The sequence below is a fragment of the Scytonema sp. UIC 10036 genome (assembly GCF_009725235.1).
Map to the genome: position 1 here is coordinate 57,988 of NZ_WJFC01000032.1, position 23,593 is coordinate 81,580.

A 23,593-nucleotide genomic window follows, 5' to 3' on the forward strand; every position below is an offset into this window, starting at 1 on the left:
AGTACTTAACACCATTAACTACTTACTACTTCAACCGCTAAATATACATCTCGATACCTTAACATCTGAGAAATTGGAAAAGGTTTTTATCTCTATGCATTGGGAGTTAATACCTCTTTAGGGTAAAGACTTGTTCAAACCGATGCTCTGTTTACACGTAGTATCTCATAGAAACTTTCTACACTAAGCTATGCGAATCTTTTTAGTTTGTCAGCAATCTATTTATAACCACCCTATCCCTGCGTATCAGTTCTGGAAAACCTATTTTAGAAACGGAATAGCAGAAGCTGGTTATGAATGGGTTGAGGCTCAAGATGTTGATTGGGCAAAAGGTTTAGTTAATTTGGATAAATATTCTCTTAAAAAATGGCGTGAACATTCATGGAACATTACTGTTGATTCAATAAAAAAACAACATCAAATAAAGCCTATTGATATTTTTCTCAGTTATCTTTTTCCACAGCAAGTTGAACTACAAGCTGTACAAGAAATTCAATTATTAGGAATACCTTGTATAAATTTTTTTTGTGACAATGTTAGAAATTTTCTTAAGATTCCTAAAGAATTTTCCTGTTTTGATATTCATTGGGTTCCTGAATTTAAAGCAATTAAAATGTATCAACAAGCAGGTTTAAGATATGTCTATGCTCCAATGCCTGTTTGGATTCCACCACATAAACGAACTTATTGCCATCCTGAAAATTATGGTATTAGCTTCATTGGTTCTCAAGATATTCAGCGAGAAGCTCTGTTGGCTCAAGTCCTAAAGCTCGGTATCTCATTAGAAATTCGTGGAGAGGGTTGGAATCAAGAAAATAATACTGAATTTATTGAAAGATTCCAAGATAAAAACTTATTGAAAACATTTATTAATCAATTAGATTTTCTACAAAGAGATGGTTTTCTTTCTTATAAAGAAAAAATTATGCATAAGTTTCAACCTAAGAAAAAAAAATATCAATTTCAAAACTCTATTAAAGCCAAACCGAATCCTCAAGAATATACGCAAATTATTCAAGAAAGCTTGATTACTTTGGGAATTAATCGTTATCCTAGTTTTCGCTATCCTTTTTCTCAACCGGATACCTATTCCCGAATGCGAGACATAGAAGCCCCGATGATGGGTGCTTGCTACTTGACTGAGTGGACAGAAGGACTAAATCACCTTTATGATTTAGGTGAAGAAATTGAAACTTATCACTCTTCCGAGGAACTGGTAGAGAAAATTAGAGAACTGGAAAAGAATTCAGAGAAAAGAAAAAATATGCGTTATAAAGCTCAGAGAAGAGCTTTGGCAGAACATACAGTTGCTAGAAGTATTTCTAAAATTAGTGATGCTTTAGGTCTTAAAAAATGAAGCAAAATAACTCCGCTAACCCTGAGCTTTTATCTAAATTTACCAATGTGTGGCATCAGAATCAGAAGGGCGGATGGATATGTATCGTATCAATGAGATCCAGCAGTTAAGTAAGGTTTAAATACTAATGAGCCGCCTGTGCTTGTACTACATTCGAGAATCAGAACAAAATCGATGGCTACCTGGAGATCGCTATGTTCGCCCAATTGTTCGTCGCATCATCCGTGGAGCTCCTCGTCCTGGAGGTGTCGATAAAGTATTTATTAATTTGTGCCTGGGATTGGATAAGTTAGGAATTCCTTACGAGGTTAATTTACCTTTCCCTAAATTACAGCAACACGATCGCGTTGGTATTTTGGGGCGGGGTCTCTCATGCCTAAACGGCTACAATCAACGAAATCCTATTGTTGCTGGGATTGGTTTAATGACCCATCCGAGTGAGTGGCCCAATCTTTGTGAACAGTATCCTGTAGTCAGATATCTCCAGCACTCTCACTGGGCTAATGAAGTCTATAAACCCTATTTTGGTCATCGCTGCACAATCTGGCCTGTCGGAATTGACACTGAGACTTGGTGCTCTACACATAGCGAAAGTAAATCAATTGATTTCTTGATTTACAACAAAATCATGTGGAATTACGACCAACGAAACTTAGATCTCTTAGAGCCAATATGTCGCATTTTGACTCAAAAAAAACTCTCCTTTGAACAGCTGCGTTACGGCTTTTATCATCCGCAGGATTATCGCCAAGCTCTCAAGCGCTGTCGCGCTATGATTTTTCTGTGTGAGCATGAGAGCCAAGGACTTGCTTACCAGGAATGCTTATCTAGTGATATACCCATTCTCGCTTGGGATCGAGGAGAATGTTTAGACCCTAATCGTTTCAAATGGGGAATGCCACACATTCCTGCTACCTCTGTTCCTTACTGGGATGAGCGCTGCGGAGTCAAGTTCAAAGACATTCATGAGTTTCCTATAAGGTTGGGGGAGTTCTTAGAAAAACTCAACTCTCAGCAATTTTCCCCCCGCAACTACATATTAGAAAACCTAACTTTGGAAAAGTGTGCCCGCCATTACCTAGAAATTTTGAACCAAGTGCAGAAAAGCATAACTTAGATGGCAAATATTCTTATCTTAATTAGCGGGCATTTGTGTATGGCTCCTCGTCCTCAAAAGGAAGCAGAAGCACTAGCTAACACTGGTCATGATGTGACAGTGCGTGGTTTTTGGTTTGACCCAGAGTTAGTGAAACGCGATTGCCTTCTCATGACTAACAAAAAATGGCGCTTTGAACCCATTATTGACTTTCAACCAATTTATCGTCAAAAAAACTTTGGAATCAGACTTCAAAGCCGAGTAGCTAAGGAAAAATTTAAACGGTTCGGCACTTTCTCACCAGCCTTACTAGGATACGGTGTAAAAGCAATGCTAAAAGTTGCCCGTCAATTTCGTGCTGACTTGACGATTGTTCACTCGGAACCAGGTCTTTGGGTGGGCAATTGTTTACTAGATGAAGGCTACCGTGTAGGAGTAGACTTTGAAGATTGGTTTTCTGAAGACCTTTTACCGGATGCTCGTGCTGTTCGACCAATTGCTCAACTGAAGACTCTAGAGAGCCGCCTTGCTCGTGACTGCACCTACTGTTTAACGACCTCCCATACTCTAGCTGAGGCTTTGGCAGAAGCTTACCAAGCACCAAAACCAACTGTTATTTATAACACGTTTCCCTGGTTCGAACGGCAACAAATTGATTATCAAAAGCGCGATCGCCACAATCCTAACCTACTATCTATTCACTGGTTTTCTCAAACAATTGGACCGGGACGAGGATTAGACACTCTCTTTCATGCTTTACAGTACCTAAAAATACGTGTAGAAATTCATCTTCGGGGCAAGTACCCTGATAGCTATCATCAAGAATTAGAATCGTTAATTCCAGATGAGTGGCGTGATTACCTATTTATTCACCCCACTGTCTGTAATGCTGAATTACTATCTCGTATTACCGAGCATGATATTGGGTTAGCTTTAGAATGCACAGATATTCCGAGCAGAGATTTTACAGTAACGAATAAACTATTTCAATATTTACAAGCTGGTCTAGCAGTGATTGCTACTGACACAGTTGGTCAACGCGAAATATTCTCCCAACAGCCCGCAATTGGTCGATTAGTTCCCAGTAATAATCCTTTATCTCTAGCACAAGCTCTAAACGAATTGTTAGAATTTCCTGAAAAATTGAAATCGGCTAAAGATGCGGCTCTACTAGCATCTAAAAAACAGTTTTGTTGGGAGATAGAAGCACAAAAACTTGTAAAATTATCTGAGATTGCAATAATTAATAATAGTAAATAAGGTTATTTAAAAACTCAAACAATATGCGCTCTAATCATGGCGTAACTTTACAAATCAATCTAGCCCCTAGTGACTGGCTTCATGCCAAATATACATTACCTCATCAGCTAAGACAATTAGCTCAACAAGTAGATGAAATATTACTAACGTTAGATTTACATCGTAGCCCTGGACGTTTTTCTGAAGGTTGGCAAGAAAGACTACCAAAAATTCAAAATTTGATCCAAGAATGCTGTACTCAGTATCCTCATGTACATTTAAAAGAAGTTGACTATTCCCCAAAAGTCGTTGCTAATGTAAGTGATATGTTTTTTGGTGGACTTCCTATTCCACCTAAAGACTTTCGAGGTGGTCCCTTCTACTCTTATTTTTTTGGTTTATATTCTGCTCAACACAATTACATATTTCATCTTGATTCCGATTTAATGTTTGGAGGAGGAAGTTCTACATGGATTGCTGAAGCTATTGACTTATTAAATCAACGTCCTAATGTTTTAGTGTGTGGTCCGCTTCCAGGTCCACCAACTGCTGATGGTCAATTGCGATCGCAAGTTGCAGAAACAGAACCTTATGACTCGCCTGCTTTTCGCTTTTCTTCTTTGAGTTCTCGCTATTTTCTATTAGATAGAAATCGATTTACATCTCTAGTTAAGAAGCTTCCTCTCAAATATGCGCCTATACGCGGTATTATCAAAGCTTTAGTAGAAGGTAATTATCCTTACAATTTACCAGAAAAGATTTTTACCGAAGCAATGCTAGAGAACTCTTTATATCGAATTGAATTTTTAGGAAAACAAACTGGAATGTGGTCACTTCACCCTCCCTATCGTTCAAAAAATTTTTATGACTGCCTTCCTGAACTGATTCAAAGAGTAGAATCTGGAGATATTCCTGAAGCTCAGCGAGGAGTTCATGATGTTAATGACAGCTTAGTAGATTGGAGTAGTGCCAAAGAAGCTCTTAAAAAAAATCGTTGGTGGAAGCGAATGGGAAAGCAATTAAAGCAAAAACTTCTAAATTAAAATGACTCAAGAAATTTGTCCTCAAGTTAAAAACTTTTACTCCCTTCCATTTCCTCTCTTATGGTTACAAGCCATTGATTTTCCTCATAAGCTAGGAATTTGTGAGCGCCTTTTTGGTAAAGCGCTTGTATCACAAGGTATACGTTGGGTAAAAACTGGAGCAGGCATTCCTTGGAAACTTAACTTAGCAAACCCAACTCATAGATGGATTGTTTATGGCAAATATGAAGGCGCATCATTTATTAACTGGGCTAGGAAATTTCTCGCGTCAGATGGCATTATTGTAGATTCGGGAGCAAATATTGGTCAAATGTTAATGTACATAGCGCAGTGGGTACCACAAGGCAAAATACTAGCATTTGAACCTGGACAAGAAGCAGCTAATTGGCTTGAAGAATGTTTATCTGAGCATACACATTTACCTGTAGAAATTCTCCGAGTAGGTCTTGGTGCTTCTACTGCCCAATTATGTCTTAAAAGTATAGGAGCTAACTATGGACATGGTGCCTGGAATCAAGTATCTGAAAATGAAGGTGAAGCTATTCATATTGTACGTTTAACAGATGAATTAGCAGCACGTTCTATTGAAACTGTAAATTTATGGATTTTAGATGTAGAAGGCTTTGAAATTCCAGCGTTACAAGGAGCAGAAGTGTTACTCAAAGAGCATCGGATCAAAGCGATATATGGAGAATTAGATGGTAGTAATGGTCAACGAATTATAGAGTATTTGAGTACATTTGGCTATCGCTGTTATCTCTTGAAAAATAACCAACTCTACATTCCTGATGAATTACCCAGCCACACCAACGGACTTTTTTTAGCTAACTAAATAGGTAGGAAACTTTATCTTGAGCCATCAAGTTTTAATTGTCAGCCCTCACTTTCCACCAGTTAACGCTGCTGACCACCAACGAGTACGAATGTCTTTGCCCTACTTCAAAGAGTTTGGTTGGGAGCCTCACGTGTTGACTGTTTGGCCAGACTGCATTGAAGGAGTCCAAGACTCTCTGTTGGTAAAAACAGTTCCTTCTCATATCCCAGTCACTTATACAAAAGCGTTGCCCATCCAGCTGACTCGGCGTATTGGTATGAGCACTCTAGGACTGCGATGTTTTCCTTATTTGCTAAAAGCAGGCGATCGCCTCCTCCATCAAAATAAGTTCGATCTGATTTACTTCTCAAGTACCGTATTTATTACAATGACTCTGGGTTTCATGTGGTACAAGCGTTTTGGTATTCCTTATGTCCTAGATTTCCAAGACCCTTGGTTGAGTGATTACTACAAACAGCCCGGTGCAGCACCTCCACCAGGAGGACGTTGGAAGTACGGGTATTCTCAACTTCAGGCAAAACTGCTGGAACCTAAAACTCTAAGTAAGGTTAGTCATGTAATTAGCGTTTCACCAGCATATCCACAAACACTACAACATCGTTATCCTCAATTGCGTCCAGACCAGTTTACAGTTTTGCCTTTTGGTGCGCCTGAAGCCGATTTCGAGCAACTACCCTCCCTCAACATTCAGCAAACCATTTTTGACCCTAATGATGGTAAGCGCCACTGGGTTTACGTGGGCAGAGGTGGCAATGATATGGCACTGGCACTAAGAATTTTATTCTTAGGCATACAGTTAGAACGTCAACGTAACCCCGAACAATGGCAAGCAGTTCGGTTACACTTTATTGGCACCAGTTATGCTCCGAAAGATCGAGCTGTAAAAACCATAGAACCAATTGCCCAAGAGTTAGGAGTAGCCGATTTAGTGACAGAATATACCGATCGCATTCCCTATTTTGAAGCGCTGAAGGTACTTGCTGATAGTGATGCTATCTTGCTAATTGGTTCCAATGACCCTGGATATACAGCTTCTAAGCTTTATCCCTGCATTTTAGCCCGTAAACCTATCTTGGCAATCTTCCACAAACACAGCTCTGTTGTGGACATTTTGCAAAGTTGTCAGGCGGGTCAGGCTGTAACCTTTGCTTCAGAAAACCAACCAAGTGACTTACTACCTGCAGTAACGTTTCAACTCCGTACACTTCTGTCTTTACCCAAAGGATATCAGCCAAAAACCAACTGGAATGCCTTTCAACCTTATACAGCCAGGGAAATGACTCGTCAACAGTGTGCCATATTTGACAAATATCTTTCGACTTAGATTTCAAGTCAACCATCATGACCCATTATTTAGAACTCACTTCCAAAGAGTTAGCTTCTTCATCTGCCCATGCACGGCAGGAACGTCGGCAATTACTAAAAGTATTTTGGCTAATTGCTTTAGGGCTATTTGTGTTTGAATTGTTTTGGACTGAGACTAACTCCTTTGCAACTCATTTTGGGGCTATTTTAATCACTGTAGCGGCTCTAGTACCAACCTATCTATGGTGCTCGGGTCGTGCCTTAGGAATACCCATTTTCCCGTTGTTTGCCCTAACCTTTACTTGGACTCATGCCTTACCTTTGATCGGTAAACATCCTATAGTAATAACTTACTCTCCTGAAAACCACTTATTTGCTAGTTACACAGTCGTAGGTTTTTTAGGGATCGGAACTTTTATCTGGTTTCAATATGTTAAATCTGCGCCTTTGCCACCTCAGTCCTATCGCACCATAAATAGTCAGAAGGGTGATGGGTTTTTCTTATGGGTTTTGGCAGCTGGCGTTTTATTCAATATGAATTTTCTTGGGGGCTGGCTTGTCCTTGATGGAGGTGTATTCGCTATTCTTCGGGGCGTAATTCTAGGATTAACTGCTCTGTCTACCTTTGTACTTGCCTACAATTTAGGAACTCAAAAGCTAGCCAAAGGACAAGCTCAATGGTTTCTAGTTTTGCTGATTGCTCATATGGTGTCCAACGCAGCTAGTTTGTTGTTAGTCGCCTCAGCTTCTACATTTTTGATAGCAACACTTGCCTTTATCATTGGAAGCAAAAAAATACCTGTTTTGCCTATTTTAATTATTTTGATTTGCCTGTCACTATTGCATACTGGTAAAGACGAGATGCGAGCTAAATATTGGGGGCAAGTTTCTGTTCAACCTTGGGACTACCCCAGTTGGTTTGCTGAATGGGTTGGTTACTCATTGGAAAATGTAGGCAAGGAGAATAGTTCACCTCAGTCACAACAACAAGAAGCTTCATTTTTAGAGCGTTCCAGCGTCATTCATATGCTGCTTCTGACTCAGGATCAAAGTCCCGATCGGGTACCTTTTTTAGATGGAAAAACCTACGAAATTTTACCACAAGTGATCGTTCCTCGCATTCTAAATACCAACAAAATCTGGACGCATGAAGGAACGTACTTGTTAAATATTCACTACGGAATTCAAACCCGCGAACAAACTCTCACCACAACCATAGGTTGGGGATTACTGGCTGAGTCCTATGCTAATTTTGGAGTACTTGGCTGTGCAGGGCTTGCTATTGTTTTAGGGGTAGTCTACGGGCAGTCAACTCGCTGGTGTCTCAACACACCAATTCTTTCAGATCGCTCTTTGTTTGCTGTACTGATAATGACCTTTGCCTTTCAATCAGAATGGACAGCAGGTGTCTATGTTTCAGCTTTGTTTCAGTCTAGTGTAGCACTTGGTGGCATTGTGGTGTTTCTGATGAAAACCTATAAGATGCCCAGTCAGCCAGTTTTAACTCATAAAGCATAACCTTAATTATTGCTATGAAAAAACTGGCTATTATTACCTCCCATCCCATTCAGTATTACGCACCTTGGTTTCGCCATCTAGCTTGTCATGCAGATTTTGCCATTAAGGTGTTTTATCTTTGGGATTTTGGTGTTACACACCAGGTTGATGCAGGGTTTCAAAAATCTTTACAGTGGGATATTCCGCTACTAACAGGGTACGATTGCGAATTTGTTCCTAATGTCAGCTCTAATCCAGGTACCCATCATTTTTGGGGTTTACAAAATCCTTCCTTAGGAGCGCAAGTCAGGGTATATAATCCTGATGCAGTGCTACTAATGAGCTATAACTATGCTAGCATTTATCAATATCTTTTAAATTGGAATACTCGTCACGCTCCCTTGTTATTTCGCGGAGATTCCCATCGGTTGTTACCAGTTTCTGGGTTGAAAGCATGGGCGCGACGACAATTTATTTCCCTCATCTATCGGCGTTTTGCTGCCTGCTTATATGTCGGTAAAGCAAACTATAGTTACTTCCAATATCATGGCGTTCCTGCTAACCATCTATTTTTCTCTCCCCATGCTGTAGATAACGATCGCTTCTTTGCCCAAGCCGAAATTGCTACTCAGCAAGCTGTTGCTTGGAAAAAGGAATTGGGTATTCCTGAAGGCGATGCAGTGGTTTTATTTGCTGGTAAGTTTGAAGAGAAAAAACGACCTCTAGATTTACTCCGAGCTTTTTTACAAGCACAACTTTCTCAGGTGTCACTGTTATTTGTCGGGTCTGGATTTTTAGAACAAAATCTAAAATTGGAAGCAGCAGAGCATAGAAATATCTACTTTGCTCCCTTTCAAAACCAAACTTTGATGCCGCGCACTTATGCGGTTGCAAACCTAGTAGTGCTACCTAGCTATGGTATCGGCGAAACTTGGGGCTTGGCTATCAATGAAGCTATGTGCCTAGCTCGCCCGATCGTAACTAGTACTCATGTAGGATGTTCTCAAGACCTTGTTTATCCATATCGCAATGGTCTGATTTTTCCTGCTGGTGATATCCCAGCTCTAGCCTATAGTTTACGAGAGGCATTTTCTGACCGACAACGTTTGCAGCAATGGGGAGAGAACAGCCGCTACATCATATCTCAGTACAGTTATACTCAAACAACTCAAGGTCTACATCAAGCCCTAAAGTACATCATTTAAAGAAATTAACCTCTTATAAAATGCCAACCTATACTGATTCTACCCTGTTTCATCTTTGGTTTCCCAACTTGTTTGGGTACAAGGGAGGTATTCAAGTATATACAAGTTTTTTCTTACACGCTCTGCAAAATCTTTACCCTCAAAGTCAGTATGATGTTTTCCTGAAGCACGATGTCCAAACTAAACCTGACATTTCCTGGTTACCTCAGACTCGGTTTCACTTTGCTGGAGCATGGTCAGTACAATTCCGCACAGCTCTGTTTGCGGCTCAAATTATCAATGGAGGTTTTCAACAACGCCCCAACCTGGTCATTGCAACACACTTAAATTTTACCGTTGCTGCTTATTGGCTTAAACGTCTAACTGGCATACCTTACTGGACAGTCGCCCACGGAATAGAAGCTTGGAATATTAAAAACTCCGCTATAAAAACTGCTCTACATCATGCAGACCGCATTCTAGCTGTCAGTAACTACACTCGCGATCGCCTACTGGCAGAACAAAACCTGAAACCCAACAAAGTCTGTCTCTTACCCAATACATTTGATTCTAGTCACTTCCAACCTGCACCGAAACCCGCCTATTTATTAGCGCAACATAAACTTAAACCGGAACAACCAGTTATATTGACTGTTGCACGACTGGCAGAGGTTGAGCGGTACAAGGGATACGACCAAGTTCTAAAAGCCCTTCCTCAAATTCGTCATACTATTCCTGATGTTCACTATATCATTGTTGGCAAGGGAGATGATAGACCGAGAATAGAGCAGCTCATTACACAACTCGATTTACAAGATTGTGTCACTTTAGCTGGGTTTGTAGCAGATGAGCAGTTATGTGATTATTATAATCTCTGCGATGTTTTTGCCATGCCCAGTAAAAAGGAAGGGTTTGGCATCGTCTACTTAGAAGCATTAGCTTGTGGCAAACCCGTATTAGCGGGCAACCAAGATGGGGCAACTGATGCTCTTTGTCATGGTGAGTTAGGTGCATTAATTAATCCTGATGATGTCGAAGCGATCGCTCTGACGCTGATTCAAATTTTACAGGGTGCCTATCCAAATACTTTAATATACCAGCCGGAAGCTTTGCGCCAGAAGGTGATTGAACACTTTGGATTTGAGCGTTTCCAACAAACTCTTGCTACCTTAGTGGACAAGCATTTTCCGCCCACGATCGGGAGATAATTTATTATGTGCGGCATAGCGGGGATTCTCACACTTAATCAATATCAAGATGCCTTAGAAACAATAATTCGACGGATGCAGACTGCGATACGACATCGCGGTCCTGATGATTCAGGCATTTATATTTCCACTGACAAACAAGCAGTTCTTGCCCATACCCGTCTCTCCATTCTCGACCTCAGCCCAGCTGGACATCAGCCCATGTCCACATCTGACGGAAGATACTGGATTACCTTTAACGGTGAGATTTATAACTATCAACAACTGCGACAAAGTCTCATCTTTCAAGGGGAGCGGTTCTATTCGCAAACAGACACAGAAGTCATCCTTAAACTTTACCAAAGAATGGGTCATAACTGTGTGGAGCATTTACGAGGGATGTTTGCCTTTGCGATCTGGGATAATTTAGAGAAAACTTGTTTTTTAGCTCGCGATCCTTTGGGAATCAAGCCCTTGTATTACTGGCAATCTGGTTCAACTCTAGTCTTTGCCTCAGAACTTCGAGCCATTCTTGCCTCTGGTTTACCAGCCGTAAACATGAGCGAGTTAGGGTTATATGGCTATTTAATAACTGGTTCAGTGCCAGAACCATACACTCTGGTAGAAGATATTTACTGTTTAAATGCAGGGCATTGGCTCTATTGGCAGCCCGATCGGGTGACAATAGAGCAATACTGGCAAATTAACTTTGCTTCTGCATCAATTTCTCCACAACAAGCAAAAGAAACAGTTCGTGTTGCCTTGGTTGATTCAATCAAACACCACTTTATTAGTGATGTGCCTGTAGGAATTTTTCTTAGTGGTGGTATCGACTCAACAACCATTCTCGCCTTGGCAAAAAAAATCCAGAACGAACAGTTATCTACTTACTCTATAGCTTTTGAAGAACAAGAGTGGAATGAAGGAGAAATTGCCAAGCAAATTGCTAAGGAGTTCGGTGCAAAACATACAGAATATAAAGTGACAGCATCAGCTGCTAAAGAGCTATTACCTAAATTCTTAGAAGCAATTGACCAACCTAGTATTGATGGCTTTAATACTTTTTGTGTATCAAAAGTTGCTCGTGAAATGGGTACTAAAGTTGTACTATCTGGATTAGGTGGAGACGAACTATTTGGTGGATACCAGTCCTTCAAAAAAATTCCACAAATGCTGGCATGGGGTAAGCCGTTACAAGCAATTCCTCTCGTTGCTACTAGCGCAGGTATGGCATTGGCACATTGGGGTACATCACCAAAAATGAAGCGCCTAGGTGATTTCCTACAGCAAACTCCCAGTTTATCTGCGGCTTATTGCAGTTTTCGAGGAATTTTCTCTCATACAGAAGCTTGTGCAATTGCTCATCAATATATTAGATCCCCCCTAGCCCCCCTTAAAAAGGGGGGTTGGGAAGTAGGTTCTTTTAATAAGTGGGGTTGGGACGCAGGTTCTCTTAATAAAGGGGATTGGAGGGATGGCTTCACCTTAGAAGATGAAGTGAGTTTTTTAGAATTGAGTTGCTATATGCGTAATCAGTTATTGCGAGATAGCGATGTCATGAGCATGACGTGGGGACTAGAATTACGTGTCCCTTTGGTCGATCGCAGTTTACTTGAAGCAGTTGCGCCAATTCCCAGCAGTATGCGTTTAGCCTTTGGAAAAAAATTATTGATTGCAGCCGTCCCTGAGTTACCAGATTGGGTTGTCAATCGTTCTAAACGAGGCTTTTTCTTTCCCTATAAGCAATGGATGGCGAGTGAATGGCGTGATTACTTCAGTCATATTAACGCTCCGAGTCATATACCTCTCAAACCTTGGTATCGTCGCTGGAGTCTGGCAGTTCTTAAATATTGGTGGGAGCGGATAACAAAATGAAAGTCCTTCATGTGATTCCATCTGTTGCTCCAGTCCGAGGTGGTCCAAGCCGTGCTGTAATAGAAATGGTTCAAGCACTACGAAATGGTGGCATTGATGCAGAAATTGCCACTACAGATGATAATGGACCCAATTTGCTAGATGTGCCTCTTAAGCAACGCACTGACTATCAAGGAGTACCAGTCTGGTTTTTTCCCCGCTTTTCCCCTAACTACCACGCCCTAAGCGAGTTTGCTTTCTCTAGCCAGTTAACTGCTTGGCTGTGGCAAAAGATTCACCAGTATGACCTGCTACACGTCCATGCTATCTTTTCCTATCCTTCCACAGCAGCAATGGCGATCGCCCGCCAAAAGCAAGTTCCTTATATAGTTCGCCCCTTGGGACAATTATGCCAATGGTCTCTTCAGCAGAGTGCTCGTAAAAAACAAATCTATCTCAAACTTATAGAAAAAGCTAATCTTAATCACAGCCAAGCACTTCACCTCACCTCTGAACAAGAACAGCAAGAAGTTTCCCGGTTAAATTTAAATACACCTAACTTTATCTTACCCCACGGTCTGTTTATCCCGGACACAATCAATACTGCTCGCCAGCGTTTGCGTCAGCACCTTAATGTTCCAGCAGATGAACCGATCATCTTATTTTTGTCTCGCCTGCATCCTAAAAAAGGTCTAGATTACCTAATTTCAGCTTTAGGGAAACTCACTAACCACCGCTTTACCTTTGTCATAGCAGGTAGTGGCTCGCCAGAATACGAAAGGGAGGTAAAATCACTGATTATCTCCCACGGCATTCTCAATCATACGTATATTACCGGATTTGTTGAAGGAGAGATCAAAGATACATTGATGCAGGGAGCAGACTTATTTGCTCTCACGTCCCATTCGGAAAACTTTGGCATAGCTGTTCTAGAAGCCCTCGCTGTCGGTCTTCCTGTGCTTGTGACTCCTGGTGTTGCTTTAGCTGACTTAGTAGCAGAGCAACACCTAGGATATGTGGCAAAACTTGATGTACCTGCAATTGTATCTCTTTTACAACAGGCTTTAGAACATCCTCAAGAAGCAAAGAGTATGGGCGAGCGTGCTCGTCAACTGATTCTTGAACACTATACCTGGGACAAAGTAGCTAGCCAGTTGATCGACATTTACACCGAAATTACCAACACAAAACCAGTCCTTCAAGTGCAATAGGTAAAATTTTATTTATGGCAACCGAAATAATATCAAAGTCAGCATATGAGTATCAATACCAAGATAGTGCTCTGACACATACTGATTCATACTTAAGAGTTCCACTACTCTCAATACTGTCTGATAAAGCAAAACCTGGAGCAAGGATTTTAGATTTAGGATGCGGCAATGGAAGTTTGAGTCATATTCTTGCTCAACACGGCTATGATGTTGTTGGTATGGAAGACTCTGCATCAGGCATAACAATTGCTCGTCAAAACTTTCCAGATTGTCAGTTCATCCAAGCTAGCATCTACGATTCACCTAAGGCAGAACTTTTAAATGCTTTTGATATTGTCATTGCAGTTGAGGTTATTGAGCATTTATTATATCCCAGAGAATTGGTCAAATTGGCCCAAAAATGTCTTAAACCAGGAGGGCATTTGATTATTACTACACCCTATCATGGCTATTTGAAAAATCTTATTGTTGCTTTATTAGGTAAAATGGATAGTCACTTTTCTCCTCTCTGGGATGGAGGTCATATAAAATTTTTCTCAGTGAAATCTCTAACTCATCTGTTAGAAACAGAGGATTGTATAGATATTAGTTTCCAATTTGCTGGAAGATTTCCTTATCTTTGGAAATCTATGTTATGTTCGGCATTTGTGGCTGAAAAATAATTTCATTTCTTACATAAAATTACTATGTTAAAAGAAATTACACCGCTTTTAATTACGTATAACGAAGCACCTAATATTAATCGTAGCCTTCAAAGGCTTACTTGGGCAGAGAGGATTGTTGTTATTGACAGCTACAGCAACGATGAAACTCTAGAAATTCTCAAATCTTATCCTCAAGTAGAATTCTTTCAAAGAAAATTTGACTCCTTTGCCAATCAATGTAATTACGGGTTATCTGAGATTGAATCTTCGTGGGTACTTTCTTTAGACGCAGATTACATCCTCACTAATGAATTTATAACTGAAATCAAAGCCCTAGCAGAAAATTCTGAAGTTGATGGCTACACCGTTAGATTTAAGTATTGTGTCTTTGGCGAACCTCTACAAGGTACTTTACTCCCACCACGTCAAGTTCTTTTCAAACGAGACAAAGCAGTCTATAAAGATGATGGTCATGCCCATCAAGTTATCGTCAAGGGAACTTCCAAGCAGCTTTCTTCCTACATATACCACGACGATCGCAAACCCCTTAGTCGCTGGTTACAGGCGCAAGACCGTTATATGGTGATTGAAGCTCAGAAGCTAACAGAGACGCCAGCTTCTGAACTCAACTTAGGCGATCGCATTCGCAAGCAAAAAATCCTAGCACCCTTGATCGTACTCTTCTATTGTCTTTTCCTGAAAAGAGGTATTCTTGATGGATGGCATGGTTGGTACTATGCATTTCAGAGAGTTTTGGCAGAAATTTTACTGTCTATTCGCTTGATCGAATTGGAAAAAAGACAAAAGCAAAATCTTTAGAAATTACTTAATATTATGCAAAATTTATTTGCTCAGCAAACAATTCAATATATTTGGTCACATCCTAATTGTCAACAGCAAAAAATTAAATCAATTTTTAGATTTATAGGTTGGCAGTTCTATAAAAGATTATTTCATAAATCTATTGATATTCAAATTATTCCTCAAGTAAAAATTCGTTGTTATCCTGACAGTTATTCTGCTGGTGCCGTTCTTTATTGCGGTCTCTATGACTACGATGAAATGAATTTTTTACTGAGATATCTAAGAGATGAAGATTCTTTTCTTGACGTTGGTGCTAACGTTGGTGTGTACACTCTTCTAGCAGCATCTAAAATTAAATCTGGGTTAATTTATAGCTTTGAAGCATTGCCTAAAAACTATGCACGCTTAAGAGAAAATATCCAACTTAACCAATTTAAGCAGGTTAAACCCCACTCTATAGCTATCTCTAACTCTCCTGGAAGTACTGCCTTCAATCTTGCTGAAGGGGATTCAATGCCATTTATCACCTCAACAATAACAAATAATACAATTACAATTCAAACCGATACGCTTGATAATTTACTGAGAGAAGAGTGTCTAACTAATCTCACCTTAGCCAAGATTGATATTGAAGGGGCTGAAATGTTAGCCTTCAAAGGTGCGACTTCTTTATTAAAGCAACAACGTCCTTATGTTTGGATTGTGGAGATTAATGATACGGTAAATCATTTTGGATATCAAAAGCAAAATGTAGTAGATCTTCTACAAGATTATGGGTATGGTTTATACAATTATAATGCTGTCACTAACCAGATTACTTCGATGACACTTAAGCAAAAGCAACGTGACAATGTTCTAGCGATCGCCAACTCTGCTCTAGATTTTGTACGTTCTAGATTAAGTGAAGGAGTATAGTAAATTAGTGAATTTCTACGTGAGACAATTACGTCGCCAAATGAAAAAATATTCAATTTTTGCGATGTTAGGTCTAATCCTTATCCTCTTGAGTATAATTCCTGTACGATTAGCGATCGCCTCCTACCAAGCCCCTTTTCCACAAGGAATTCTTACTCTTGGTGGTGGTGCAGACAGAGAACAATTTACTGCTCAATTTGCCCAACACTTTCCCGATCTAGACATCTGGGTTTCTTCTGGTACAACCCCAGATCAAGCCTACGCCATCTTTCAAAGAGCAGATATTCCAGATTCCCGCCTTCACCTCGATTACCGTGCTGTTGACACTGTGACCAACTTCACCTCTCTTGTACCCGATTTCAAACAACGTCATATTCAGCACCTCTACGTAATTACCTCTAAGTTCCATATGCCAAGGGCAAAAGTCATCGCTACCCTCATTCTTGGCAGTCAAGGCATTACATTCACCCCCTTATCCGTTCCCTCTAAAGAACCCAAAGAATCACTTCCCCATATCCTTCGTGACAGTGCGCGATCGCTCCTTTGGATTGTTACAGGTCGTACTGGAGCCAGTCTAAATCCTCGTCTTGCTCGCTCATCATATGCATCTAAATAATTACACCTTAAGTACTTATACTTCTGGTGCTCCCTTTTGGAAACAAATACTGTGGTACTTCCTCGGAGCACCTGTGGTACAAAGCCATTGGCTTCCGATGTCATATTTAAAAGTGTGGATTCTCCGCTTATTTGGTGCAACAATCGGTCAAAGAGTCCGCATAAAACCCGGAGTTCGGGTAAAGTTTCCTTGGCGGTTAACCGTAGGCGACTATGTTTGGATTGGTGAAGATGCTTGGCTCGATAATCTTGCGCCGATTACCATTGAAAGTCATGTATGTTTATCTCAAGGCATTTACCTATGTACTGGAAATCATGACTGGAACCACCCTGATTTCAAACTCATTCCTGCACCAATCCATATAGAAGAAAGTAGTTGGATTGCAGCTAAAGCAGTCATTGGTCCTGGCGTCACAGTAGGACGGGGAGCAGTGCTGACATTAGGTGGAGTAACCGGGCATTCTTTAGAACCAATGACAATATATGCAGGAAATCCAGCCCAACCTCTTAAGAAGAGGGGGATAAGGAGACAAGGGGAGGGATTTTTATCCGCAGTGCTGAATGAAAGTTGATTAATAAGAAATTTGCGCTTACCCTTCCCCTAGTCTTCCTAGACTCTACCGTTGCTTGCAATCACCGACTTGCGGAATTGCCCTACACTTTTAGCAAACTTATCGGCTATAAGTTGACGATACACTGCTTCGTAACCATCCGTCATTGCTTGATAACTAAAACGGTTAAAGACATATTCCCGACAAGTTGCACGGTCTAATTCAGCAACCTTGTCAACAGCCGCTACACATTCCTCAACACTGTTGCAGAGGAACCCTGTCTTTCCGTGGGCAATAACCTCTTTTGTCGATCCCAATTTCATAGCAATTACTGGAGTCCCAGATGCCATTGATTCAATCATCACTAATCCAAAAGGTTCTCGCCAAGTGATGGGGAACAAAGTTGCGACTGCACCACCCATCAATACATTCTTTTGCTCGTGGTTAGCTTCACCCAGGTACTGAATTTGCTTGCCGTCGATCAGAGGTTTAATTTCCTTTTCGTAATACTCTACATCAACGACATCTACTTTACCTGCCATCTTCAAGCGCCAACCTGTTCTCTTGGCTATCTCTATGGCGTGATGCGGTCCCTTTTCAGGAGATATGCGACCTAAGAAAGCTAAGTAAGGTTCTTCATGAGGTTGAGGATAGAACTTATAGCTGCTGACATCTATACCGTTGTACACCGTTGCAGCATAGTTCAACCCCAATCTTGCTTCCCTCTGTGCATTAGAAATACTAACGTATGGTTGCTTTCTCCCATACTTGTACATCTTTTCATTATCAGGGGTAAAAATACCGTGCAATGTATGAACAGTAGGTGTTTTCACCAGATTGGCATAGGGTATGACACCATAACCCATATGAGAGTGAATAACATCAAATTCTTCCGCCATTTCATACACCTGGCTGAGTTGCAACGTCTCATAGACGTTATACTCCTTCACGCTCTTATCAAGTCTAAGAGCTTGGGGATGAACTGACACCAGCTTTGCCAAACTGATAGAGTCTCCCGATGCAAAAAGGGTTACTTCGTGTCCGCGACGGACTAATTCATCAGTCAGTAACCCCACTACTAACTCTACGCCACCATAAGCTGGGGGCGGTACTCTCTCCCATAATGGAGCAACCTGAGCAATCCGCACAAATAACCTCCTAAAAAGTTAATTTATAAAAGTGCAGACCTTCTTACTAATGCATCATTTGAAGCTACCCTGTCTGCATGAGAGCTTAGTGAAAAGAAAAAATTTAGTAAGAATCATATACAAACTGTATAGGGTTATCTCGATATTATCTGTCTATCCTAGGTAGGGAAATCATTCTCTATCCAACCAAGTGGAAAGTTTTTATTTATTAATAATAATACTATATTTATTACTTCTATAGACCGTTACCAAAACAATCAAAATCTGTAGAAATTTAATTTATCTTTCTAAAAGAATATTACTTTAGTTATAGAAAAGCCCATTTTGGATTCTAATACCCGACCTTGTCTATCTCCTAAAATGCAGAGAAATATCACGATTAACTTCATTAAGATATTTAAAGCCTTATAACCCTGTAACAGATTGCTAATGTTGCTACAATAATAGCGTATCTAAAGGAAATTTAGTTGAATTAATCAAACTAATAACAATCTATTTTCAAACATCAGCTTATGAACAGAACATATTTGTGGTTAGGGCTTTTTCTAGGGCTTGTTGGTTATTGGCTTTTGGTAAATATCATGATGTGACGTTAAAAACTTAGTTTTTTGGAAACAGGGGGATAAGGGAACATGGGGACATATCCCCATGTCCTCTAAACTCTTGCAGCACTCACACCGTAGGTAGTAGTCTTACTCTGTGCCGCGTTAATCGCCACACCCAAAACGTGCTGACCTGCTTTTTCCAGTAAATCTTTAGATAGCTCAATATTCCCTGAATCCGCTACCCCTGGTCGAACAACAAATAAGACACCGTTAGAAATCTTACCTAGAATAGTCGCATCAGCCGCTACAGTTAATGGAGGAGTATCGATAATCACAAAGTCATAAGTTTGTGCAACCTGCGCCACCAATACAGCCATTTGGCTGGAATCAAGTAGAGCAACCGGATTGCGAGTAGCAACACCCGCAATCAGAACTTGCAAATTCGGCTGAACTTCAACCACAGACTCTTCCAAATAAGACTCACTCGTGAGAACACTGCTTAAACCACGCTCATTTGGAATTTCCCAGATTTTATGCTGGCTGGGATGACGTAAATCTCCATCTATCAGCAACACTCTACGCCCTAACTGAGACATGGCAACAGCTAAATTAACAGCGACAGTGGACTTGCCTTCTTTAGGTACGGAACTTGTGACTACTGTAACTTTGATTGGTCTATCTGAATTAAAAAATCTCAGATTAGTTTGCAGCATTTGAAATGCTTCACTGACAGGAGAATCTGGATTATTTCTTACAATGACTTCTGGAACAGAGTGAATCAGATTGCGATGGGGAAAAGGAGGAACGATCGCTAGTACAGGGTAAGAACTTAACAAGTCTCTAGCCGATTTAGAGGTTTTAACCGTACCGTCAATTTTTTCCAACAACCAAGCAGCAGCGCTAGCTAAGAGAATTCCACCCATTAAACCTTGCAGCAAGTTCATGTACTGACGGCTTTTAATTGGCTGTCCTGGAACTAAAGCAGGTGTAATAATCCGAGCATTACCTACCTGTTGGTTTTCAGCTACTTGAAGTTCCTGATATCTATCCAACAGATTTTTATAACTTGTTTCAGTAGCAGCTATTTCACGTTCGATCTGACGCTGTTGAAGTTCTAGCTGAGGTAAGGTATTAGCCCGTTGTCTGTAGGAGTCAATGACTCTATCTAAGGCTTTAAGCCTAACCTGTAGACTCAGACGTTCTGCTTCAGCACCTGCAAAAGTCTGAAGGAGTCCTTGTTGCAGACCTAAAGTTCTAAGCTGGACAATTTTTTCTGGATCTTTGATTTGGTTAAAGCGCCCAGCTTTACCGATAAAACTTTGTTGTATTCGCCTTTTAAGTTCTTTATTAAGAATATTAACTTGTTCTCTTAAGTTAATCACTGTTGGGTGAGCGTCTGTTAAGCGAAGTCTTGAAACTTCAAGCTTTTGTTGAGCTTCTTGTAACTGTCCGAGAACAGAAATAGTTGTAGGAGACTCACCAACAAAACCTGCAATAACAGCTTCTTGGGAACTAACGCCAAACATACTCTGGATTGATTGTTTGCGGGCAGTTTGAGACGCAAATTCAGACCGAGTCGCAGCAACTTGTCTGTCAAGATCGCTAAGAATTGCCACGCTCGAAGCTGCTTCTGCTTTTAAGTCTAAAACTCTATTTCGCTGTTTGAATTTTTGAAGTGTTTCTTCTGCGGCTTGTAATGCTGCTTTTCTTATAGGTAATTGCTGTGCAATAAAATCTCTTGCTGACCGAGTTTCAGCACGGTTTGCACTTATATCATTTTCTATGTAAATCCTCATTAAGGTATTGACAATTGATGCAGCCTTTTTAGACTCTGTACTCGTATAAGATAACTCCAGGATATCAGTTCCCTTTACATTAAACACTTGCAATTCTTGTAACAATGCTTGAGGATGTTGAGATAGCCTTAAAGCAGCTATGGCTCTCTCTGCTAAAGGCAAAGAACGCAAAATTGCTGCCTCGTTATCTAAAGGATTACCCCGTACTGAAGTTTCTAGCTGCCCCAGTTGGCTGCCAACTCCCGTCAAAGAAGAGGTCGTATTCTTTTTAAACAAAAGTTGACCGCTTGCTTGATATATAGGTGTATCCTGCATCGTTCTCACGGCACTTAACAGGAATACAGCCAAAAAGACGATAGAAGCTGGTAACCATCGCCGTCTGAGAATAAACCAAATTTGTAGATAATCTTCCATGATTGTTGTTATAGGGAAAGCGGGTTTTACTTAACGTAATTTTTTAGATAGCAAAATACACCCTCACCAGACTAACGCCCATGTGCTGAAAAAACCTATTCAATTCATGTTTGGGCTTGTGGTCTGTTTGATAATATTACATTAGTTATAGTCAATAAAACTCTCTAAAGTATAGAAGCCCTGACTGTAAATGCTAATGGCAGAATTACGGAAAATAATTGGCAACCTCACTAAGATTTTGAAGCTTTTTCAGAGTAATTACAGTTGACAATTGGCAAGACGAGCATAGGAAAAGATATTTTTCAAGTAGCTACATTCACTGAGATACCAGGATAACTATATTTAACTATCTAGCTTGATAAGCTATTGTAGCGGTTGTTAACAACATATTTATACCTAAGTAAAACTCTTGGCTTTGTGTATCATCTTACGGAGATCGTTTCCAATACTGCAAGGGCTGAGACTATCTTGCCTGATTGTAATCTCTGTAGAGAATAGCCATGCCAGTCTCTACATTTTTAAATTGGGCTAACAGTCCAAAACCCGAGTAGTATTGAGATCGTTTCTTACCAAACAAATGCTTAATGCGTATGCTTTCTTAATGTTATTGAGAGTACTTTAATGCTAAATCGCTAAATCGTAACGTGCCTGGTTGTAAATTTGCAAGAGCAGGCTTTGCAAATCGACCGACAGTTCTGCATCTTTTGGCTTTAACGGGAGTGGGAACGTAGGAATCGTTTGCTGAAGATTAAACGCATATAGTTGCGCTTGCGGACGTTGTGGAGCGCGACTGACTAAAATTCGGTAGTGTGACTGAGGAAAGTTACCCACCATTGCCATTGGCGTTCCTTCCCGTAATAAATCTATCTCCACCAAATGGGTTGCGCTTTCTAAAACGGCATTGCGTTTTTTTTCATAAGTCTCTCGTCCTTTACCTGGACGTTTGTTGGTTGGAGATAAAACTTCAATCGCTGTAATCACTGCTCCTGTTGCAATATCCCGAATTTCTAGATAACTTTCTCGAATTTCTTCAGGAATTGGTAGCATGACAGTAACATATGAATCCGATTCAGGGGTTGTGAGTGTGGTAGCAGATTGACGACGACTAGACTGAGATACCACTGATGCATCTGGAATTCCAACCAATACCGCATCTTCCGGTGCGCTGGTATAAATCCGCTTTTCAATTGCCACCCGGTAGTCTTGGCTCAAGTTTGACTCAATTGCATTAGCGTTAGCGAAGCTCCTCCTTTAGGAGGCTCGCACTAATCAATCGGTGATGTACTTCTGGCCATAATTCGGGATTTTCAAGATAAGGATTCATTCCCGGAAAAGGAGACGGCATAAAACAGGCTTACGTTCGGGAGTTTCTACTCTTCTATTATAGAAAAGTTACTGTACTCTCAACTACTTCTACTCATAAACGTCGCAACCATATTGGTTTGAGCGACAACAAGTTTGGTAAGTTCGCCAATATTAAGTGCTTGCTGCTTAGCGACTTCTAAATGACCATTCACGGCGTTAGTGAGTTCGCTAATACGGTCAGCCAGTCGATCAATCTTGTCACCCAACCTCTCGATTTTAATATCGATCGCAGTAAGATGCTCGGACATTAATCCGACCTGATGCTCAATCCGGTCAGCAGACTGCTGCATTCCCAACACAGCACCGTTAACATGAAGTCACAAGTACTTATTTACATTACTTCATATTTTTGTTTAAGTACTTATCAGTTTGAATCTACCTTTTTTGGCTGGAAACTCGCTCTGGGCCAAGTTGTGTGTACACCGTAGATGAATCAGGGGAGGTTGGGAGGGGTCAAAATAATGTGCTGCTTCATATTAAATTGGTATGAGTCAAAATGTATATTTTTATCTATGTTAAAGCCCATTGAGCAAAACTTCTAGTTCGTTTAAATATTTAGTATCGAATTTAGATAATTTCCATCCCATCTTTTGTTTAACTAAAGGTATGCAAAATTGTTTAGTGAATTTATCAAATTTTTCTTTGGAAAGAAATAGCCCTTCCTCTGTGCAAACTTGAGAGACGAACGCCCTCAGCGAGTACTCAAGCTCAGTAGGATAAAGCGTTTTCCAAGCTCTGACAAACTTATGCCCGGTCAGTGCATCATTTAAGTTGGTTGTTCGCCCAATGGTGAATATTCCATTATACTCTACTACGTAAACATAGGGGTAAAGCTTAGGATTCAAAAAATGAGATGGAATGTAGAGTGTAGCCATTGTTTATTTTTATTCAAAAAAAATATAATGCTCCCTGATATTTAATCCAAATTTCTAGTTACTTTTCAGTCAACTCCTAGATTGGCAAATACTTTGTAAAAAATTCCACAAAA

General features: G+C 40.4%; 21 protein-coding genes. 16 read left to right on the plus strand and 5 right to left on the minus strand.

Going from position 1 to position 23,593, the window contains the following annotated elements; all coding sequences use genetic code 11:
- Nucleotides 1-190: 190 nt before the first annotated feature.
- From F7734_RS17275 to F7734_RS17350, 16 genes are all read left to right on the plus strand, one after another.
- Entirely contained in the window at nt 191-1,357 is a 1,167-nt protein-coding gene (locus F7734_RS17275) for a glycosyltransferase (RefSeq protein ID WP_155745843.1), read from the plus strand.
- A 127-nt stretch (nt 1,358-1,484) separates the two neighbouring features.
- Nucleotides 1,485-2,474, plus strand: a complete 990-nt coding sequence (locus F7734_RS17280) for a glycosyltransferase (RefSeq protein ID WP_155745844.1) — start codon at nt 1,485-1,487, stop codon at nt 2,472-2,474.
- Nucleotides 2,475-3,713 (plus strand): glycosyltransferase, encoded by a 1,239-nt coding sequence (locus tag F7734_RS17285; protein WP_155745845.1) that lies wholly within the window; start codon nt 2,475-2,477, stop codon nt 3,711-3,713. It begins immediately after the preceding gene.
- A 23-nt stretch (nt 3,714-3,736) separates the two neighbouring features.
- A complete protein-coding gene (locus F7734_RS17290; RefSeq protein ID WP_155745846.1) occupies nt 3,737-4,735 on the plus strand; it encodes a hypothetical protein in 999 nt (332 codons plus the stop codon).
- Nucleotide 4,736: 1 nt separating this feature from the next.
- Complete coding sequence (locus F7734_RS17295; protein WP_155745847.1) at nt 4,737-5,567, plus strand: FkbM family methyltransferase; 831 nt, start codon at nt 4,737-4,739, stop codon at nt 5,565-5,567.
- 19 nt (nt 5,568-5,586) lie between these two features.
- The gene (locus tag F7734_RS17300) at nt 5,587-6,894 is read left to right on the plus strand and encodes a hypothetical protein (RefSeq protein WP_155745848.1); all 1,308 of its coding nucleotides are present in this window, start codon (nt 5,587-5,589) and stop codon (nt 6,892-6,894) included.
- 17 nt (nt 6,895-6,911) lie between these two features.
- Nucleotides 6,912-8,393 carry a hypothetical protein gene (locus F7734_RS17305; protein WP_155745849.1) on the plus strand — a complete coding sequence of 494 codons (1,482 nt, stop codon included), beginning with the start codon at nt 6,912-6,914 and terminating at the stop codon, nt 8,391-8,393.
- Nucleotides 8,394-8,407: 14 nt separating this feature from the next.
- Entirely contained in the window at nt 8,408-9,577 is a 1,170-nt protein-coding gene (locus F7734_RS17310; protein ID WP_155745850.1) for a glycosyltransferase family 4 protein, read from the plus strand.
- Nucleotides 9,578-9,597: 20 nt separating this feature from the next.
- On the plus strand, nt 9,598-10,764 hold the full coding sequence (locus F7734_RS17315) for a glycosyltransferase (protein WP_155745851.1): 1,167 nt from the start codon (nt 9,598-9,600) through the stop codon (nt 10,762-10,764).
- A 6-nt stretch (nt 10,765-10,770) separates the two neighbouring features.
- Nucleotides 10,771-12,618: an asparagine synthase (glutamine-hydrolyzing) gene (gene asnB / locus F7734_RS17320; RefSeq protein ID WP_155745852.1), complete on the plus strand. Its 1,848-nt coding sequence runs from the start codon at nt 10,771-10,773 to the stop codon at nt 12,616-12,618.
- On the plus strand, nt 12,615-13,808 hold the full coding sequence (locus tag F7734_RS17325; RefSeq protein WP_155745853.1) for a glycosyltransferase: 1,194 nt from the start codon (nt 12,615-12,617) through the stop codon (nt 13,806-13,808). Before asnB ends, F7734_RS17325 begins: the two co-directional genes overlap by 4 nt.
- Nucleotides 13,809-13,822: 14 nt before the next feature.
- Nucleotides 13,823-14,470, plus strand: coding sequence for a class I SAM-dependent methyltransferase (locus F7734_RS17330; RefSeq protein ID WP_155745854.1), 648 nt, complete (start codon nt 13,823-13,825; stop codon nt 14,468-14,470).
- A 24-nt stretch (nt 14,471-14,494) separates the two neighbouring features.
- Nucleotides 14,495-15,271, plus strand: coding sequence for a glycosyltransferase family 2 protein (locus F7734_RS17335; protein ID WP_155745855.1), 777 nt, complete (start codon nt 14,495-14,497; stop codon nt 15,269-15,271).
- A 15-nt stretch (nt 15,272-15,286) separates the two neighbouring features.
- Nucleotides 15,287-16,171, plus strand: coding sequence for an FkbM family methyltransferase (locus F7734_RS17340; protein WP_155745856.1), 885 nt, complete (start codon nt 15,287-15,289; stop codon nt 16,169-16,171).
- Nucleotides 16,172-16,235: 64 nt separating this feature from the next.
- Nucleotides 16,236-16,787 carry a YdcF family protein gene (locus F7734_RS17345; RefSeq protein WP_243146931.1) on the plus strand — a complete coding sequence of 184 codons (552 nt, stop codon included), beginning with the start codon at nt 16,236-16,238 and terminating at the stop codon, nt 16,785-16,787.
- Nucleotides 16,774-17,358, plus strand: a complete 585-nt coding sequence (locus F7734_RS17350) for a WcaF family extracellular polysaccharide biosynthesis acetyltransferase (protein WP_155745858.1) — start codon at nt 16,774-16,776, stop codon at nt 17,356-17,358. The genes F7734_RS17345 and F7734_RS17350 overlap by 14 nt, the downstream gene beginning before the upstream one ends.
- A gap of 38 nt (nt 17,359-17,396) precedes the next feature.
- On the opposite strand, the gene F7734_RS17355 is transcribed toward F7734_RS17350, so the two are convergent.
- The 5 genes from F7734_RS17355 to F7734_RS17375 all read right to left on the minus strand — a co-directional run bounded on the left by F7734_RS17355 (nt 17,397) and on the right by F7734_RS17375 (nt 23,480).
- Nucleotides 17,397-18,485, minus strand: a complete 1,089-nt coding sequence (locus F7734_RS17355) for a glycosyltransferase family 4 protein (protein ID WP_166481965.1) — start codon at nt 18,483-18,485, stop codon at nt 17,397-17,399.
- Between the two features lie 655 nt (nt 18,486-19,140).
- The gene (locus F7734_RS17360; RefSeq protein WP_155745859.1) at nt 19,141-21,240 is read right to left on the minus strand and encodes a polysaccharide biosynthesis tyrosine autokinase; all 2,100 of its coding nucleotides are present in this window, start codon (nt 21,238-21,240) and stop codon (nt 19,141-19,143) included.
- A 624-nt stretch (nt 21,241-21,864) separates the two neighbouring features.
- Nucleotides 21,865-22,452 (minus strand): DUF4058 family protein, encoded by a 588-nt coding sequence (locus F7734_RS17365; protein ID WP_243146932.1) that lies wholly within the window; start codon nt 22,450-22,452, stop codon nt 21,865-21,867.
- 191 nt (nt 22,453-22,643) lie between these two features.
- Nucleotides 22,644-22,895 carry a hypothetical protein gene (locus F7734_RS17370; RefSeq protein ID WP_243146933.1) on the minus strand — a complete coding sequence of 84 codons (252 nt, stop codon included), beginning with the start codon at nt 22,893-22,895 and terminating at the stop codon, nt 22,644-22,646.
- A gap of 225 nt (nt 22,896-23,120) precedes the next feature.
- Nucleotides 23,121-23,480: a hypothetical protein gene (locus tag F7734_RS17375; protein ID WP_155745860.1), complete on the minus strand. Its 360-nt coding sequence runs from the start codon at nt 23,478-23,480 to the stop codon at nt 23,121-23,123.
- Nucleotides 23,481-23,593 lie beyond the last annotated feature (113 nt).